Annotated in this window: 12 protein-coding genes; 5 read left to right on the top strand and 7 right to left on the bottom strand. The window is 70.7% G+C overall.

Going from position 1 to position 14,741, the window contains the following annotated elements:
• Nucleotides 1–48: 48 nt before the first annotated feature.
• The gene (locus ACWDLG_RS15985) at nucleotides 49–2,034 is read right to left on the bottom strand and encodes a hypothetical protein (protein ID WP_449920398.1); all 1,986 of its coding nucleotides are present in this window, start codon (nucleotides 2,032–2,034) and stop codon (nucleotides 49–51) included.
• A gap of 218 nt (nucleotides 2,035–2,252) precedes the next feature.
• On the opposite strand from ACWDLG_RS15985, the gene ACWDLG_RS15980 reads away from it, so the two are divergent.
• The 5 genes from ACWDLG_RS15980 (at nucleotide 2,253) to ACWDLG_RS15960 (ending at nucleotide 8,877) form a co-directional block, all read left to right on the top strand.
• On the top strand, nucleotides 2,253–3,653 hold the full coding sequence (locus ACWDLG_RS15980; RefSeq protein WP_449920395.1) for a hypothetical protein: 1,401 nt from the start codon (nucleotides 2,253–2,255) through the stop codon (nucleotides 3,651–3,653).
• A 245-nt stretch (nucleotides 3,654–3,898) separates the two neighbouring features.
• On the top strand, nucleotides 3,899–5,524 hold the full coding sequence (locus ACWDLG_RS15975; protein WP_449920392.1) for an LCP family protein: 1,626 nt from the start codon (nucleotides 3,899–3,901) through the stop codon (nucleotides 5,522–5,524).
• A gap of 253 nt (nucleotides 5,525–5,777) precedes the next feature.
• Nucleotides 5,778–7,064 (top strand): acyltransferase family protein, encoded by a 1,287-nt coding sequence (locus tag ACWDLG_RS15970; protein WP_449920389.1) that lies wholly within the window; start codon nucleotides 5,778–5,780, stop codon nucleotides 7,062–7,064.
• 57 nt (nucleotides 7,065–7,121) lie between these two features.
• Nucleotides 7,122–8,084 carry a glycosyltransferase gene (locus ACWDLG_RS15965; protein WP_449920386.1) on the top strand — a complete coding sequence of 321 codons (963 nt, stop codon included), beginning with the start codon at nucleotides 7,122–7,124 and terminating at the stop codon, nucleotides 8,082–8,084.
• A 67-nt stretch (nucleotides 8,085–8,151) separates the two neighbouring features.
• On the top strand, nucleotides 8,152–8,877 hold the full coding sequence (locus ACWDLG_RS15960) for an acetoacetate decarboxylase family protein (RefSeq protein ID WP_449920383.1): 726 nt from the start codon (nucleotides 8,152–8,154) through the stop codon (nucleotides 8,875–8,877).
• Between the two features lie 13 nt (nucleotides 8,878–8,890).
• Here the strand turns inward: ACWDLG_RS15960 and ACWDLG_RS15955 are convergent, their stop codons facing one another.
• The 6 genes from ACWDLG_RS15955 to ACWDLG_RS15930 all read right to left on the bottom strand — a co-directional run bounded on the left by ACWDLG_RS15955 (nucleotide 8,891) and on the right by ACWDLG_RS15930 (nucleotide 14,659).
• On the bottom strand, nucleotides 8,891–9,775 hold the full coding sequence (locus ACWDLG_RS15955; RefSeq protein WP_449920582.1) for a glycosyltransferase family 2 protein: 885 nt from the start codon (nucleotides 9,773–9,775) through the stop codon (nucleotides 8,891–8,893).
• A 181-nt stretch (nucleotides 9,776–9,956) separates the two neighbouring features.
• Nucleotides 9,957–10,724 (bottom strand): CDP-alcohol phosphatidyltransferase family protein, encoded by a 768-nt coding sequence (locus tag ACWDLG_RS15950; RefSeq protein ID WP_354906038.1) that lies wholly within the window; start codon nucleotides 10,722–10,724, stop codon nucleotides 9,957–9,959.
• Complete coding sequence (locus ACWDLG_RS15945) at nucleotides 10,702–11,742, bottom strand: iron-containing alcohol dehydrogenase family protein (RefSeq protein ID WP_354906491.1); 1,041 nt, start codon at nucleotides 11,740–11,742, stop codon at nucleotides 10,702–10,704. The genes ACWDLG_RS15950 and ACWDLG_RS15945 overlap by 23 nt, the downstream gene beginning before the upstream one ends.
• Before the next feature lie 28 nt (nucleotides 11,743–11,770).
• On the bottom strand, nucleotides 11,771–12,502 hold the full coding sequence (locus ACWDLG_RS15940) for a phosphocholine cytidylyltransferase family protein (RefSeq protein ID WP_449920380.1): 732 nt from the start codon (nucleotides 12,500–12,502) through the stop codon (nucleotides 11,771–11,773).
• 79 nt (nucleotides 12,503–12,581) lie between these two features.
• Nucleotides 12,582–13,205, bottom strand: coding sequence for a DUF5941 domain-containing protein (locus tag ACWDLG_RS15935; RefSeq protein ID WP_449920378.1), 624 nt, complete (start codon nucleotides 13,203–13,205; stop codon nucleotides 12,582–12,584).
• On the bottom strand, nucleotides 13,202–14,659 hold the full coding sequence (locus ACWDLG_RS15930) for a CDP-alcohol phosphatidyltransferase family protein (RefSeq protein ID WP_449920375.1): 1,458 nt from the start codon (nucleotides 14,657–14,659) through the stop codon (nucleotides 13,202–13,204). Before ACWDLG_RS15930 ends, ACWDLG_RS15935 begins: the two co-directional genes overlap by 4 nt.
• Nucleotides 14,660–14,741: the final 82 nt, after the last annotated feature.

Genomic DNA, 14,741 nt, shown 5'->3' with positions numbered 1-14,741 from the left:
ATGTGATCGTGGCTCCTTGGCCACCCCCACTGCCCGCTCACCTCGCTCTTACACCGGCAGCGCCATCCACACGTCGACCACCAGACGCCACGTCCCGTTGGGCGGCTCGACGAGCGAGCGCTCGTCCTGGCGGGTGTCGAGGGAGACCACGTGCCGCGGCGTGCCGTACGGCGCCAGCTGGCGGCTTTCGGCGGCCAGCAGGACGGGCCGGCGGCCCGCCGCGCGGATGCGCTCGACCAGCCGGCGGACCTCACCCGGCGCGGCCACGTCGAACCCCGACGACCTGTTCACCTGTGCCGTGGGCAGGCCGCAGGTGCCGCGCACGACCTGCGTGAACCGGTCGGCGGTGACCCGCTCGACGATCAGCACGGAGGCGTCGGGGGGGATCCGCGCGCACAGCCCGGCGACGGCGGCGCGCTCGCCGCGCTCGACGGGGGTGAAGGCGGTGCCGATGGAGACGACCGCCACCGGCACGAGGACGAGCACCGCGCCGGCCGCGGCGAACCAGCGCGTGCCGTGGCCCCGCCGGCCCAGCTTGTCGCGCGACCAGGCCAGCCCCCACATGGCCAGCGCGATCAGGCCGGGGATGACGATCGGCACCAGGCGGCGGGTGGCCCACGGGTGGTCGGGGGTGATCTCGGGACGCAGCAGGGTGGTGACGGTGGTCCAGCCGATGACGGCCAGCGGCAGCAACCACTCGCCGGAGGAGCCGCGCAGCATCCGCCTGACCAGGACGGCCGCGGCCAGCGTCGCCAGCACGACGACGGGGACGCCGACGTACCAGACCACCCAGAACAGCGAGTCCTCGAAGTAGAGCCGGGTGCCGTCGACGGGCAGGCCGTTGGCCTTCTGGGTCGCCTCGAGGAACCGGAAGGTGGTCCGGTCCTCGACGGTGACGGGGGTGCGGTGCACCGTCTGCACCCACGGCCGTACGGCCAGGCCGACCATGACCAGGACGACCAGGGCTGCGCCGATCTCGGGCAGCCGCCGGGGCGGCCTGATCCGCGCCAGCCGTCCCGCCAGCGCCGTGCCGACGGCGGTCAGGACCAGAACCACGACACAGATCAGCAGCAGCGGACGCACCGAACGGGACAGGTAGTCGAGGTAGGGCCCCGCGAACACCCATGCCGCGACGAAGCCCAGCCCCACGCCCACGGCCAGCCCCGCCAGCAGGGAGAAGCCGCGCCGCAGCGCGACCAGCAGCCCGCCGAAGGCGAGCACCGGCAGCACGTCGCGCAGCGCGTCGATGCGCACGAGCACCGCCAGCCCGAACACCAGCCCCGCCACGGCCGTCTCCCACCTGTCGTGGGCGTCGTGCAGAAGGGCGATGCCGCCGAAGATCAGGATGACGGAGGCGATCTCGCTGAACGTGGCGCGCGAGGTGTAGAGGATCGGCATGCTGATCGCGAAGGTCAGCGCCGCGAGCGGGGCCCACCGGGCGCCCGCCAGCCTGGCCACCACCCCCGCCACGACGAGCACGGCGAGCGCGCCGAGCACGGGCGGCGTGAGCAGCAGCCCGCCCAGCCACTCCCCCGCGGCGTAGAGCATCGGCGGGCCCGGCAGGAACTGCGGCACGACCGCGCCGTCGGAGTCGTAGAAGCCCATGCTGTCGAAGCGCAGTGCGGGGTCGGGGCCGCCGAACGCGTCGGCCTGCTGCGGGATGGGCAGGAAGCCGTTCCTGGCGATCCAGATGGCGTACTGGGCGTAGGTGGCGGGGTCGCGGCGGACGATGAGCTGCTCGCTGTGCAGGACGGCGTTGAAGACCAGCGAGCCGAACGCGATCCCGACGACGCCGCCGGCCTGCCAGGCCGTGGCGTCGAGGTCGGTGATCCTGGGCAGCGTGATCCCGCACAGCGCCACGAGGACCACGACGCTGAGCGCCAGGGTGGGCAGCGGGCGGAACCAGCCGGCCAGCAGCAGCGGCAGCCCGGCCAGCAGCCAGCTCGCCACGGCGAGGGCGGGCAGCACGGAGACGACGGCGAGCACCCTGCCCGCCGACGGTCCGCGCGTCTGATCGAACCAGGCCAGTCTCATCAGTTGATCGGGAGGCTATCCAACGCGGGCCACCGCTCACACCACCCGGCCGTGGCCGGGGTCACGACGGGCGCGCCGGGCGCGAGACGCCGCGTAGCCGGGAGCGGTGGCAGGAGCGGGTAGCGTACGGCTGGCGTCGGGTGCCGCCCGGCCGGTGGCTGCAGCGTCGGGGACGGAGGACACGCGGGGTGGAGACCGGGCTGACGGCCTGGAGGCGAGTGGCCTGGACGCGACGGCTCGCCCGGGCGTCGCGCGACGCGGCGGCGAGGGCGCGGAAGGCGGCAGGCCCGTGGGCCCGGCGGCACCGCTGGTTCCTGGCCGTGTTCGCGCTCGGCGCCCTGCTGCGGGCGATCACGATGCTGGGCTACCGGCCCGCGCTGTGGTTCCCCGACTCCTACACCTACATCGTCACCGTCTTCCACCCGCGCCCCGACCTGGTGCGCCCGGCGGGCTACTCGCTCTTCCTCAAGCTGCTGCAGCCCTTCCACAGCTTCGCGGCCGTGACCGCCGTTCAGCACCTGCTGGGCCTGGCCACCGGCGTCCTGGTCTACCTGGCCGCCCGCAGGGTGCCGCGGTGGGCGGCCACGCTGGCCGCCGTTCCCGTGCTGCTCGACGCCTACCAGATCGAGCTGGAGCACCTGCTGGTCTCCGACGCGCTGTTCACGTTCCTGGTGGTGGCGGCCGTGGTCCTGGCCATCAGGAAGAACCTGACCTGGCGTACGGCTCTCGCCATCGGGCTGCTGCTGGCCTTCGCCTCCCTCACCAGGACCGTCGGCCAGCCGCTCGTCGTGGTCATCGGCGCGTGGCTGCTGCTGCGCAGGCGGATCGGGCCGGCCGGCGTCATGGCGGCGGCCGCGCTGCTGCCGGTGCTGGCCTACGGAGCCTGGTTCCACGCCACCTACCAGCGGGTCGGCATCGTGGGCGCCAACGGCGTCTTCCTCTACGCCCGCACGATGTCGTTCGCCGACTGCGCCAGGATGGATCCGCCCGCCGACCTGGCCGTGCTGTGCGACCCGCGTCCGGCGGGCCGGCGGCCGCCGTCGCAGGAGTACATCTGGGCCAAGGACGCGCCGCTGGTGAAGCTGCCCGGCATCACCTTCTCCCGGGCCAACGACGAGCTGGCGGGCAGGTTCGCGCTGCTGGCCATCCGCGCCCAGCCGCTCGACTACGCGGGCTCGGTGCTGTCGGAGCTGGCCCGCACCTTCGAGCTGGGCAGGCCGGTCTATCCGGACACGGAAATCTACGGCTACTACGAGTTCCCTGTGAATCCCCCGGGACCGCCGGGCCGTTATCCCGCCCAAGTCGGCGCACAATTCGCACAAAAATACGAAAATGGCGCTATTGGCACGGACATCGTGGAGCCGTTCGCCGGCTGGATGCGCGCCTACCAGGACGTGGCGCACCTGCCGGGCGCCGCCCTCCTGGTGATCCTGCTCGTCCCGCCGGTCATGGCGATCAGGCGCAGGAGCTACCAGGGCGCGTGGCTGCTGCCCTGGTCGACGGCATGGGTGCTGCTGATCGTGCCGCCCGCCGTGGCCGAGTTCGACTACCGCTACACGCTGCCGGCCGTACCGCTCGCCTGCCTGGCCGCGGCGCTCTCCGGCAGCCCCAAACCGTAAAATTTTGCACATCCACATTCCATGAAATGTCCGAGTCTGAGTAAGCTCTGGGTCTGGATCATCACGCTCGGGTCACGACCGATTAGGTCGATCATGGCTCCGGCAACGCTTACAGTGACTTAGTCTCATGGCGCGATGAGCGATCGACCGAGCCAGCATGAAGCGGGCTCCGAATCTCCGGACGAGGAGGCCGTGGTGAGCAGCACGCCGAACACGGACTCCCCGCCCTCGGGTGAGGGGATCGTATGAGCAACCACAGGAGCGTCGACGTCCAGGATCGCCTGGTCGTACCGGCCGGTCCCGGCCACCGGTCCTCCCGCAGGGCCGGCGCCGCGTCCCCGCCCCCACCACCCCGTCCACCGGAGGAGCCCCGCGGCCACCGCGGCGGTGGCGGCGGCCGCAGGAAGCTGAGCGGCATGGCGTGGGCCAGCATCGCGGTCACCGGCCTGATGGTCGCCGGCTCGCTGACCGGCTACACGGTCTATCGCAGCGCGTTCAGCAAGATCAAGACCGATGACGTCAACGGCAAGATCGTCAACAAGCGCCCGGTGAACGCCACCGGCGCGCTCAACGTGCTGATCGTCGGCTCCGACACCCGCCACGGCGACGGCAACGCCAAGTACGGCAAGATCGACTCGATGCGCGACTCAGGCAAGCGCACCGACACGATGATCCTGATGCACATCTCTCCAGCGCGCGACAAGGCCACGCTCGTCAGCTTCCCGCGCGACTCGATGGTCGAGATCCCCAGGTGCGAGAAGGACGGCCAGCCCGGCGTGATCATGCCGCCTGCCCGTGGCATGATCAACTCGGCCTACAACACCGGCGGCATCGCCTGCACGATCACCACGATCGAGAGCCTGACCGGCATCCCCATCGACCACCATGTCGAGATCGACTTCAACGGCTTCAAGAGCATCGTCGACGCCCTCGGCGGCATCGAGATCTGCCTGGCCAACCCCGTCGACGACCGGAAGTCCAAGCTCAAGCTGCCGGCGGGCCGCTCCACACTGAACGGCGAGCAGGCCCTCGGCTACGTCCGCCTGCGCGCCTACGGCAACGGCAGCGACCTCCAGCGCATCAAACGGCAGCAGATCTTCGCCAGCCAGGTGGTCAAGAAGGTCACCAGCGGCGGGGTGCTGACCAACCCCACCGAGCTGATCAGCCTGATCAACGCGGCGGCCTCCTCGGTCACCATGGACCCGGAACTGGCCAACAACACCACCAAGCTCCTCGAGATCGCCCAGAGCGCCAAGTCGCTCACGGCGAGCAAGGTCCAGTTCTACACGGTTCCCGTCCTGGACGACCCCCAGGACAAGAACCGCGTCATCTGGAACACCGCCACCGCGCCGGCGCTCTTCGCGGCCATCAAGAACGACACCCAGCTGCCCGATCCGGCCCCGTCGACCACGGTCAAGAAGGTCGTGCCGAAGGTGCAACAGGTCAAGGTCCAGGTCATCAACGGCACCACCACCGTCGGCAGGGCGGGCGAGGTGGCCAAGCAGCTGTCCGACCTGGGCTTCCAGGTCGTCGGCACGGGCAACGCCCTCACCGCGGCCGGCACCAGCCAGCCGACCACCAAGCTCCTGTACGGCAAGCGCGACACCACCGGCCCCGACTACGCCGACGTGCTCGCCGGCAAGCTGTCCGGCACCAAACGGGCCGCCACCAAGGGCAAGGTCAAGGTCGTCAACCCGGCACCGTTCACCGGCGGCGGCGCCTCGACCCAGACCGTGTCGGACACCGGCGCCGACGCGGCCCCGGTCATCCAGCTGCTGATCGGTGACGATTTCACCGGTGTCCGCACGGAGATCCCCGACGGCATCAAGGAGACGGCCATCAAGGCCGATACCAAGAACATCTGCTCCTAGCGCCCGTCGATGGACGACCGTCACGGACGGGCACGGAGCGGGTCTTCTGACTCGCTCCCTGCCTGCCAGTCAACCTCCAGATTCCCTGTGGATTCCCTCCGTTTCCCCCGTCTCCGCCGCGACATCCGCCGCACAGGCCATTACTGTTGTCAGACCGCCAACGCGATTCGGCATCCTGCTAGGCGTGTGCATGAAGCCACGGTTACCGTGGCTTGCGATCACCGGCCCCGATAGATAGCTGAGCGTCCCCACCGTGAGTGACCCCCGATCGCCCTTCCCGGTTCCGGCCCACAGCAGCAACGGCACCGCGCGCGCCGCCGCGGGGGCGCCGCCTGCCGAGACGGGACGGGTGGACACCCGCCGGCCAGGGCCGGGCGAGCCGCCCCAGCAGGGCGCGATGTGGGGCGAGCAGCCGGCGGAGGCCTCCTTCTGGGGTTCGGCCCCCGCGCCGCAGCAGCAGCGGCCCGGCGAGCCCGCGCAGGAGCGTCCCGCCGAAGGCGCGCAGGAGAGTCCCGGCGAGAGCGAGCCCGAACGGCCGAAGCCGCGCAAGCGCGAGCCGTACCTCGACAACGTCAAGTTCCTGCTGATCTCGCTCGTGGTGGTGGGCCACTCGCTGGTGCCCACGCTCGACGCCGACTCCTCCAAGGCGCTCTACGTCTTCGTCTACACCTTCCACATGCCGCTGTTCGTCATCATCAGCGGCTACCTGTCCAGGAACTTCTGGAACTCCAACGCCAAGACCAACAAGCTGGTCGACACCTTCGTCATGCCGTACGTGATCGTGGAGATCGGCTACGCGGCGCTGCGCTTCTCCCTCGGGCAGAAGTGGAGCCTGACGATCATCGACCCGGCCTGGCTGAACTGGTACCTGCTGGCGCTGCTGTTCTGGCGGCTGTCCACACCGGTGTGGAAGCGGATGCGGCAGCCCGTCCCCGTGGCCATCGCGATCTACCTGTTCGCCGGGTTCTCGCAGATCTCCGGCGACTTCAGCATGGACCGCTTCTTCGGCCTGCTGCCGTTCTTCGTGATCGGCCTGGTGATGCAGCCCGAGCACTTCGAGATGCTCAACCGCGTCTGGGTCAAGGTCGTCGCGGCCGTGACGCTGCTGGCCGCCGCGGGCGTGGCGATCTACATCGGGCTCGGCCCGTGGTCGCTGAAGCCGTTCTACTTCAAGCACAGCTTCCAGGACATGGACCTGTCGTGGTACATGGGTCTCGGGCTGCGGGCGGGGCTGCTGCTCGCCTCGCTGGCGATGTGCTTCGCCTTCCTCGCGCTGGTGCCGCGCGGCGAGACCTGGTACACCGACCTCGGCACCCGCACGCTCTACTGCTACCTGCTCCACGGCATCCCCGTGCTGATCGCCAAGGAGATGGGCTGGCTCGACCTGCCCTGGCTGCACGGGCCGCTGGGGGTGCTGGCGATCAGCACCAGCGCGTTCGCGCTCGCCATCGTGCTGTGCCTGCCCGAGACGCGCACGGTGTTCAAGTGGGTGCTCGAGCCGCGCCTGACGTGGCTCTACCGCCGGCCGTCCGGAAGTTAAACGGCAGTTCCCTTCGCATTCACGCAGGTGATGGCATAGCCGCGCACCATCGCCTTTATGCGCGTTTGCGTCGGCACCACCCTTCATCATCCCGAGGACGCCCGGATCATGCACCGGCAGATCAGGGCGCTGCTCGACGCGGGCCACGAGGTGACCTACGTCGCTCCTTACACCCACTTCAACGTGACGCCCGTGCCGCCGATCACCGCGATCGACGTCAGGCGGGGCGGCGTGCCGCGGGCCGCGCTCAGGCGTGGGGCCAAGGACGCCGACCTGCTGATCCTGCACGAGCCCGAGCTGCTGCTGGCGCTGCCGTTCCGGCATCCGCCGGTCGTGCTGGACATCCGCGACGAGCCGGTGGGGACGCTGGGCCGCGGGCTCGTCACCCGGGCCCGGCGGCTGCACCACGTGCTCGAACCCGACGCCGCCGAGGCCACCCAGGCCGCCACCGCGCCGCCGCCACCCGGTGACACCAGGATCGTCCACATCGGACGGCTGACCACGCCCAAGGGCGTCCAGGAGCTGATCGACCTGGCCCATCGGCTGGTGCCCCACGGGATCAGGCTCGACCTCATCGGGGCCGCCGACCGCGAGGTCAGGCCCCTCCTGCGCGACGCCCAGCGGGTGGGCCTGCTCGACTGGTACGGCTACGTGCCCAACCGGCACGCCCTCCGCATGGCCGAGGGCGCTCTCGCGGGGGTGTGCCTGTGGCGCGAGCCCTCCGCCAGGCCGCCCACCAAGGTCCTCGACTACATGGGCCGCGGCGTGCCCGTCGTCACGACGCCCGTGGCCGCCGCTGTGGTGGAGCAGGCGGGCTGCGGGTCGGTCGTGCCGTACGGGGACGTGGACGCCGCCCTGAACGCGCTGCTGGACCTCAAGGAGGACCCCGAGCGGCGCGCGAAGCTGGGCGCGGCGGGCAACGCGCTCGCCCGCCGCCACCACCACTGGCCCGACCAGGCGGCGGCGTTCGTCGGGCGCCTGGAGAACTGGGCGGGCGTCGCCCACGAACTGGCCGTCTGACGCCTTCCCCCGGCGGAGTTGCGGCAAGACGTGGACGGAGGGCCTGATGGTCACATGTACTGGAGCCATGGCTTCGCATCTGATCCAGGGCCGCACGATCACCATGCCCGTGAGGGTGACCGACGCCACGGTCTGCAGCGCCATGTACCCGGTCCGCGCCGACGCGGCCCGCGCGGTGATCGCCTACTCGGGGCTCGACGTGGCCGAGGTACTGCCAGGCAAGGCCATCTGCACGCTGGTGTTCGTCGAGTACCGCGACAGCGACCTCGACTCCTACCACGAGTTCGGCGTCACCTTCCTGGTGCGTCCGCCGGGCAGCCCGCGCCCGCGTACCGCGGGGCCCGCCACGCTGAGGTCGGCGGGCGCGTTCGTCCACTGGCTGCCGGTGGACCAGGGCTTCACGCTGGAGGCGGGCCGGACGATCTGGGGCTTCCCCAAGGAGCTCGCCGACATCGAGCTGCGCCTGTCGTCGCCCTACAAGCGGTGCATCCTGCGCAAGGACGGGCGGCTGGTCATCGACATGCTGGTGAAACCCGGGCTGCCGGTGCCCGGCGCGGCGGCGCCGCTGACGGCCTACACCCACCAGGACGGGGTCACCCGCCGCGTCCCCGCCAGGATGTGGGGCAGCGCGATGCGTGTACGTCCCGGCGGGGCACTCGTCCGGCTGGGCAACCATCCCGTCGCCAAGGAGCTCAGCGAACTGGGCCTGCCGAAGCGGGCGCTCATGTCGACGACCCTGCGGGCGTCCATGACCTTCGACGCGGCGAGCGCCGAGGATCCGGCAGCCGGCTAGTCGCGGGACCGGGTCAGACGATCGGGGGACGGCCCAGCTTCACCATACGCCATGCCGTACGCCACGCCATCGGCCTGCGCTCGCCCGCCGGAGTGCGCAACCCCTCCAGGAAGCCCTCGAACCAGGCCCGCAGCGCGACCGGCGAACGCCGTTCGCGCCAGAGGGTGAGCACCACCCAGTCGAGCAGGTACCACGCCGCCAGCGGCCACGGCAGGTTGCGCCGCGCCAGCCACACCCGGTTGCGGGCGTTGAGCCGGTAGAAGTCCGCGTGCCTGGTCGGCGGCACCTGCGGGTGGTACATGACGGTCTGGGCGTCGTACTCGATGCGGTAGCCCTCGCCGAGCAGCCGCCAGGCCAGGTCGGTCTCCTCGTGGGCGTAGAAGAACCGCTCCGGCAGCCCGCCCACCTGGAGGAAGGCCGACCTGCGGATGGCGGAGGCGCCGCCGAGGAAGGTCGTGACGGGTGAGGAGCGCTCCGGGTCGCCCGCGCGCAGGCGCGGCACGTGGCGGCGCTGGCCGATGCCGCCGTCGGGGTCCATCACGCGGAAGGAGATGACGGCCAGGTCGGGCTCGGTGGCGAAGCGGTCGCGGACGTGGGCGACGACCTTCTGGCTGGCGTACCAGCCGTCGTCGTCGAGGAAGAGGACCACGTCGCCCGAGCACTCCTCGACCCCGCGGTTACGCCCCGCGGGAATGCCGGTGTTGTGCGCCAGGCGGACGGTTTTGACGGTCGCGGCAGAGCCCTCGGGCGGTGTCGCCGACAGCGCGGGCACGTCGGCACCGTTGCCCACGATGACCACCTCGACGTCGCCGTCGATCTGGTTGAGCGCGGACTCGACCGCCCGGTTCAGCTCGGCGACCCGGTTGCCCATGGTGAGGATGACGCACGAGATCTTCAACGGGTCATCGCCTTGACGCGTCGAGAGCACGAGCGGAGCATTCTTTCATGATCACCGAGTCTGCTGGGGTCTGCCAATATGCGGATTGATGGAGACAAGAGTATCGGAACCGTCAGTGAACCCCCACCGAACAGCGGGCGTCTGATCCCTTCGACGGGTACGGCGCCCCGACGGTTCCGACTCACGCTAGCCGCCTCGAAGCCAGAATGCTGACCAGATGAAGAATGACCTGGATGCCCGCGGCGACCACGCACGCCACGGTAAGCACCTTGGTGGCGGTGATGTCGCCGACGACCAGGTCGATCACGGCGGCCAGCACCGCGAGGATCGACAGCTCCACCGCCTGGACGATGCGGTGGAACTTGGTGGCGCCGATGACCCTGCGCGCCAGCCCCATCAGCCCTGACCGGAACTGCCCGGCCGACGACTCGGTCGCCGCCGGCAGGCCCGAGCGCGCCCTGGCCACGTCGACCAGGTCGGTCTCCGCCTTGATCAGGATCGCGCCGAGCGCGGCGGCGACGCCGAGCACGGTGTACCAGTCGGGCAGCGTGGTCGAGGCCCGGAAGCCGAGCCCGATCAGCAGGGCCGCCTCGCAGAAGTAGTGGCCCACGCGATCGAGGTAGACGCCGGTGATCGAGGTGCGGCGCGTCCAGCGGGCCAGCTCGCCGTCCGAGCAGTCGAACAGCAGGTAGAGCTGGACGAGCAGGAAGGACGCGACAGCCGCGGCCAGACCAGGCAGCGCCAGCACCGCTCCGGCGACGAGCCCCGTGACGATCATCAGCCCGGTGGTCTGGTTGGGCGTGATCGGCGTCTTGGCGAGCGCCCAGGTCACGTAGATGGACAGCTTGCGCATGTAGAGCGAGCCGGCCCAGTGCTCGCCGCTCTGGCGGTCCATCGTGCCGGCGGGCTGGGCGACCGCCCGCAGCTCAGCTACCGAAGGCCCGGACATAGCTCTCCACCCGATCACGAACCTCGGTTTCCGACAGACGCAGGTGCTCGAGGATCGTGTAGCGACCTGGACGGGTGGCCGGCGCCAGCATGACGGCCTCGGTGAACTGCTCGGCGCTGAGACCGATGTCGCCCGGCGTGACAGGGAGCTGGTGCTGCCTGAGGCAACTCACCACCTGCGTCAGCCTGGCCTGGTCCTCCCTGAGGAAGAAGCAGAAGGCGGCACCGATCCCGGCGAGCTCGCCGTGGTTGGAGGTGCCCGGAAAGAGCTGATCCACGGCATGAAGGATCTCATGATCTCCGCCGCTGGAAGGACGGGATGATCCGGCGATCACCATGGACATGCCCGACAGGATCAGCGACTCGGCCAGAACGGTGAGGAACGCGTCGGACTCGATGGAGTCGGTACGGCCGATCAGCGCCTCGGCCGACGTGCGCGCCATCGAGCAGGCCAGGCCGTCGATCGGCTCGCCCCGCTCCACGTTGCCCAGCTGCCAGTCCTCGATCGCCGACAGGTTGCTGACCACGTCGCCCACCCCGGACCGCACCAGCGCGTCGGGCGCCGCGTGGACGAAGTCGAGGTCGACCAGGATGGCCAGCGGCATCGGCACGCCGAAGGAGCCCTTGCCGCCCTCGTAGACCAGCGACGCGGTCGGCGAGCAGATGCCGTCGTGGGAGAGGTTGGTGGCCACGGCCACCATCGGGATCCCCGCCAGCGAGGCGGCGTACTTAGTGGCGTCGATGGTGCGGCCGCCGCCCACGCCGACGACCACCTCGTAGGCGCCCTTGCGCAGGTCGGCGCCGAGCGAGACGGCCGCCTCGACCGAGCCGTCCGAGACGCGGAACACCTCGGCCTCGGTGAGGGTCGGCGCGATGAGACCCTCGATGTGGTCACCCTGGCCCGGGCCGACCGCCACGGCGACCCTGCCCGAGGTGGCCACCCTGCTGTCGGCGAGCAGCGCGCCGAGCTGGGCGACGGCGCCCCGCCGTACCTCCATGGTGAGGGGCGCCGGCAGCATCCTCGCTAGAAGCGGCATCGAGCCTCCTCTAGTAACGGGTGGCGATGTCGCGGGCCTTGGTCAGGTCGTCGTGGTTGTCGACCTCGACCCACTCGACCTTGCCGATCGGCGCGACGTGGATCTTCTCGCCGCGCCCGACCATCTCCTGGTAGCCGTCCTCGTAGTAGAGCTGCGGGTCGCGCTCGAAGGTCGCCTGCAGCGCGTCGGCCAGGCGCGCGGCGGCGCCGGGCCTGATCAGCGTGGCGCCGATGTACTCGCCGTAGGCCTCGGCGGGGTCCATGAGCTTGGTGATCCGCTTGAGCGCGCCGTCGTCGAGCGTGACCTTCATCTCCTCGTCGGCCAGGCTCTTGACGTCGTCGACGGCGAGCAGGATGTCGCTGGTCGCGGGCGCCGACAGCAGCGTCTCCTCGACCGAGACCGGGTGCACGGTGTCACCGTTGACCAGCAGCGCCCCCTGGGCGAAGTAGTCGCGCGCGCACCACAGGGAGTAGGCGTTGTTCCACTCCTCGGCCTTGTCGTTGTGCACGAGGGTGAGCTTCACACCGTGCCGCTTCTCCAGCTCGGCCTTGCGCTCGTGTACGGCCTGCGCCGCGTAACCGACCACGACGACGACGTCACGCAGGTCCACCGCGGCGAGGTTGCGCAGCGAGATGTCCATGATCGTCGTGTCTCCGTCGACCGGCACGAGCGCCTTGGGCAGCGTGTCGGTGTACGGCCGCAGGCGTCGTCCGGCCCCGGCGGCCAGCACCATTCCCAGCAACGTGCACTCCTCAGTCGAGCATGACTATGTAAGACCCCAAAGGTTAGTTCCCTCGAGGCCCTGATCGTGTCATCCGCACTTAGTCCGGAGTTCCCGTATCGGCCGCATCCAGCCCGGAACGCGGCGCGGCCAGCCAGCACGTCAGCGACTCCCACCCGAACAGGCACCACAGGTACAGGGCCAGCAGCACGCACACCGCGGTCACCTGGCCGACGAGGGCGCCCGCCGCCACGACCAGCATCCTGCCGTCCCATCCCAGGCCCGCGGTCGACAGCCACGACGGCGGGTAGACGTGCTGCCGTATCCGGTAGACCACGTCGTAGTGGTGGAAGGCCATCGCGCCGAGCAGCATGAAGACGATCAGCGGGTGGACGTCGTGGCCGAAGCACACCGAGGCGATGAAGACGTACTCCGTCAGCCGCAGGATCGGCGGCACCAGCCAGTCGAGCCTGCCGTCGTGCGGGTGGGAGCTGCCCGGCCCGGACAGCAGCAGCGTCACGGCGGGCGCGAACACCGCCAGCCCGTCGGTGCCGCCCACCCCGACCAGCAGCAGGATGCCGATGACGAACGCGCCGGCGACCGCGGGCGGCAGCGGCGGCAGCTGCCCGGCCACGAGCGCGCCCATGCCGCGCGAGAGCAGACCGTCGTCGCGGTAGGCCACGACCAGGCTGCGCGGAACGGGAACCATCTGTACGGAGATCATCCGGTCGACCTCATGAGCCTGCCCAGGAGCTGGTAGAAGAGCGCGAGAGCACCCCAGGCGAGCAGCGCCGTGAACGTGACCTTCGCGTTGAACAGCGCGGCGGTGACCGCGATCAGCGCCATCCGCTCGCCGATCGGCAGGACGATCACCTTCTTGGCCCATCGGGTGAGCGACTGGCGGTCCATGCGCCGCACCAGGCCGCGCACGCCCTGCGCCGGCACCGCGACGCGCTCGGCGTCGACGGACTCCAGCAGCGACCGGCGCGACCTGCTCCAGGCGGCGCCGATCCGCCTGGCGTCGGCCAGCGCCCCCTTGAACGAGAAGTCCACCATGTGGCGGAGCGTCTGGAGGATCATGGCCGCCACGGCCAGCCGCCAGATCCCGTCGGGGCCGCCGTCGCCCGCCTCGAGCCCCGCGGTGTAGCCGACGGCGAGGCCGACGTAGACCGCGTACTCCTTGAACCGGTCGCCCATGCCGTCGGCCCATGCGCCCAGCGGCGTGAACCCCCTGGTGAAGCGGGCGAGCTGGCCGTCGACGCAGTCGAGCACGAACGACAGCAGGAGCAGCACGGCGCCGACGACCTGGGCGTTCCTGGTGCCCGCCGAGAACCACACGGCCGCCAGCACCGCCAGGCCCACCGAGATGCCGGTCACCGCGTTGGGCGTCAGCCCCAGGCGCACCGCCAGGCGGACCAGGTGGGGGGACCAGGAGCTGACGAAGTAGGTGGTGAAGAAGCCGTCCTCGCTCTTGACCGCGGCGTCGAGCCGTACCTGGGTCTCGTCGACGTCGGCCAGCCTGCTCACGGCCAGGTCGGCGGCGAACTGCGCGGCCACGCGGTCGGCGTGCAGCCGTCCGATCTGCGCCGCCCGCACCGGCAGCCCTGACCGCACCAGCCCGACCAGCAGCAGGTCGACGGCCTCGATGGGGCTCACGGGGCCGAACCGTCCGGTCTCGGCCAGCTCGGCCAGCTCGTCGGCGACGTCGGCCAGGGTGGCGAGATCGGCCTCGCTCACCTGGAGCACGCCTCGGAACGTGGCGTTCGCGTCCGGCACGGTGTGGAAGGAGCTTCCGGCGGCGACGACCCTGTTGCCGGCCGTCCTGACGGGCGGGCGCAGCGGCCCCACCGTGGCGTCCGAGCTGACCAGCGCGCCCGTGCCCCGGGCGGGGTGCTCCATGAGCAGGGCGAGCGCCTCGGTGTGCGCGACGAGGTCGGCGGTCAGCAGGACGACCGGTCCGGTGCAGATCCGCGCGATCTTGGCCACGCCGCGCAGGTCGGCGCCCAGGCCGCCGCCCTGCGGCACCAGGTGCACGTCGCGCACCGGCAGCAGCACGAGCTGGTCGTTGATCCGGTCGAGCAGGGTGCCGTCCGCGCATGACAGGTGGGCGGCGGGGGTCGTGGCGAGCACCACGGCCGCGGCCGTGACGCCTGTTCTGGCGGTCGTGGATTCTGGCACGCGCAGTTCTCCTTCGGACACGAGGAGTGCGTTGCCCAGCGTAGCGATCGGATGACGGCAATTCACGGGCCACGCCCGTGTC

It is taken from the genome of Nonomuraea sp. NPDC003727, from assembly GCF_053586935.1.
The sequence above is the reverse complement of the archived record's forward strand: the minus strand, read 5'-3'. Positions and strand labels throughout refer to the sequence as shown.

What these genes read in the sequence shown, in the direction of transcription:
- ACWDLG_RS15950 (WP_354906038.1), bottom strand. Translation starts at nt 10,724, where the DNA reads ATGTCCGGGCCTTCGGTAGCTGAGCTGCGGGCGGTCGCCCAGCCCGCC.
- ACWDLG_RS15945 (WP_354906491.1), bottom strand. Translation starts at nt 11,742, where the DNA reads ATGCTGCCGGCGCCCCTCACCATGGAGGTACGGCGGGGCGCCGTCGCC.
- ACWDLG_RS15985 (WP_449920398.1), bottom strand. Translation starts at nt 2,034, where the DNA reads ATGAGACTGGCCTGGTTCGATCAGACGCGCGGACCGTCGGCGGGCAGG.
- ACWDLG_RS15960 (WP_449920383.1), top strand. Translation starts at nt 8,152, where the DNA reads ATGGCTTCGCATCTGATCCAGGGCCGCACGATCACCATGCCCGTGAGG.
- ACWDLG_RS15975 (WP_449920392.1), top strand. Translation starts at nt 3,899, where the DNA reads ATGAGCAACCACAGGAGCGTCGACGTCCAGGATCGCCTGGTCGTACCG.
- ACWDLG_RS15935 (WP_449920378.1), bottom strand. Translation starts at nt 13,205, where the DNA reads ATGATCTCCGTACAGATGGTTCCCGTTCCGCGCAGCCTGGTCGTGGCC.
- ACWDLG_RS15965 (WP_449920386.1), top strand. Translation starts at nt 7,122, where the DNA reads ATGCGCGTTTGCGTCGGCACCACCCTTCATCATCCCGAGGACGCCCGG.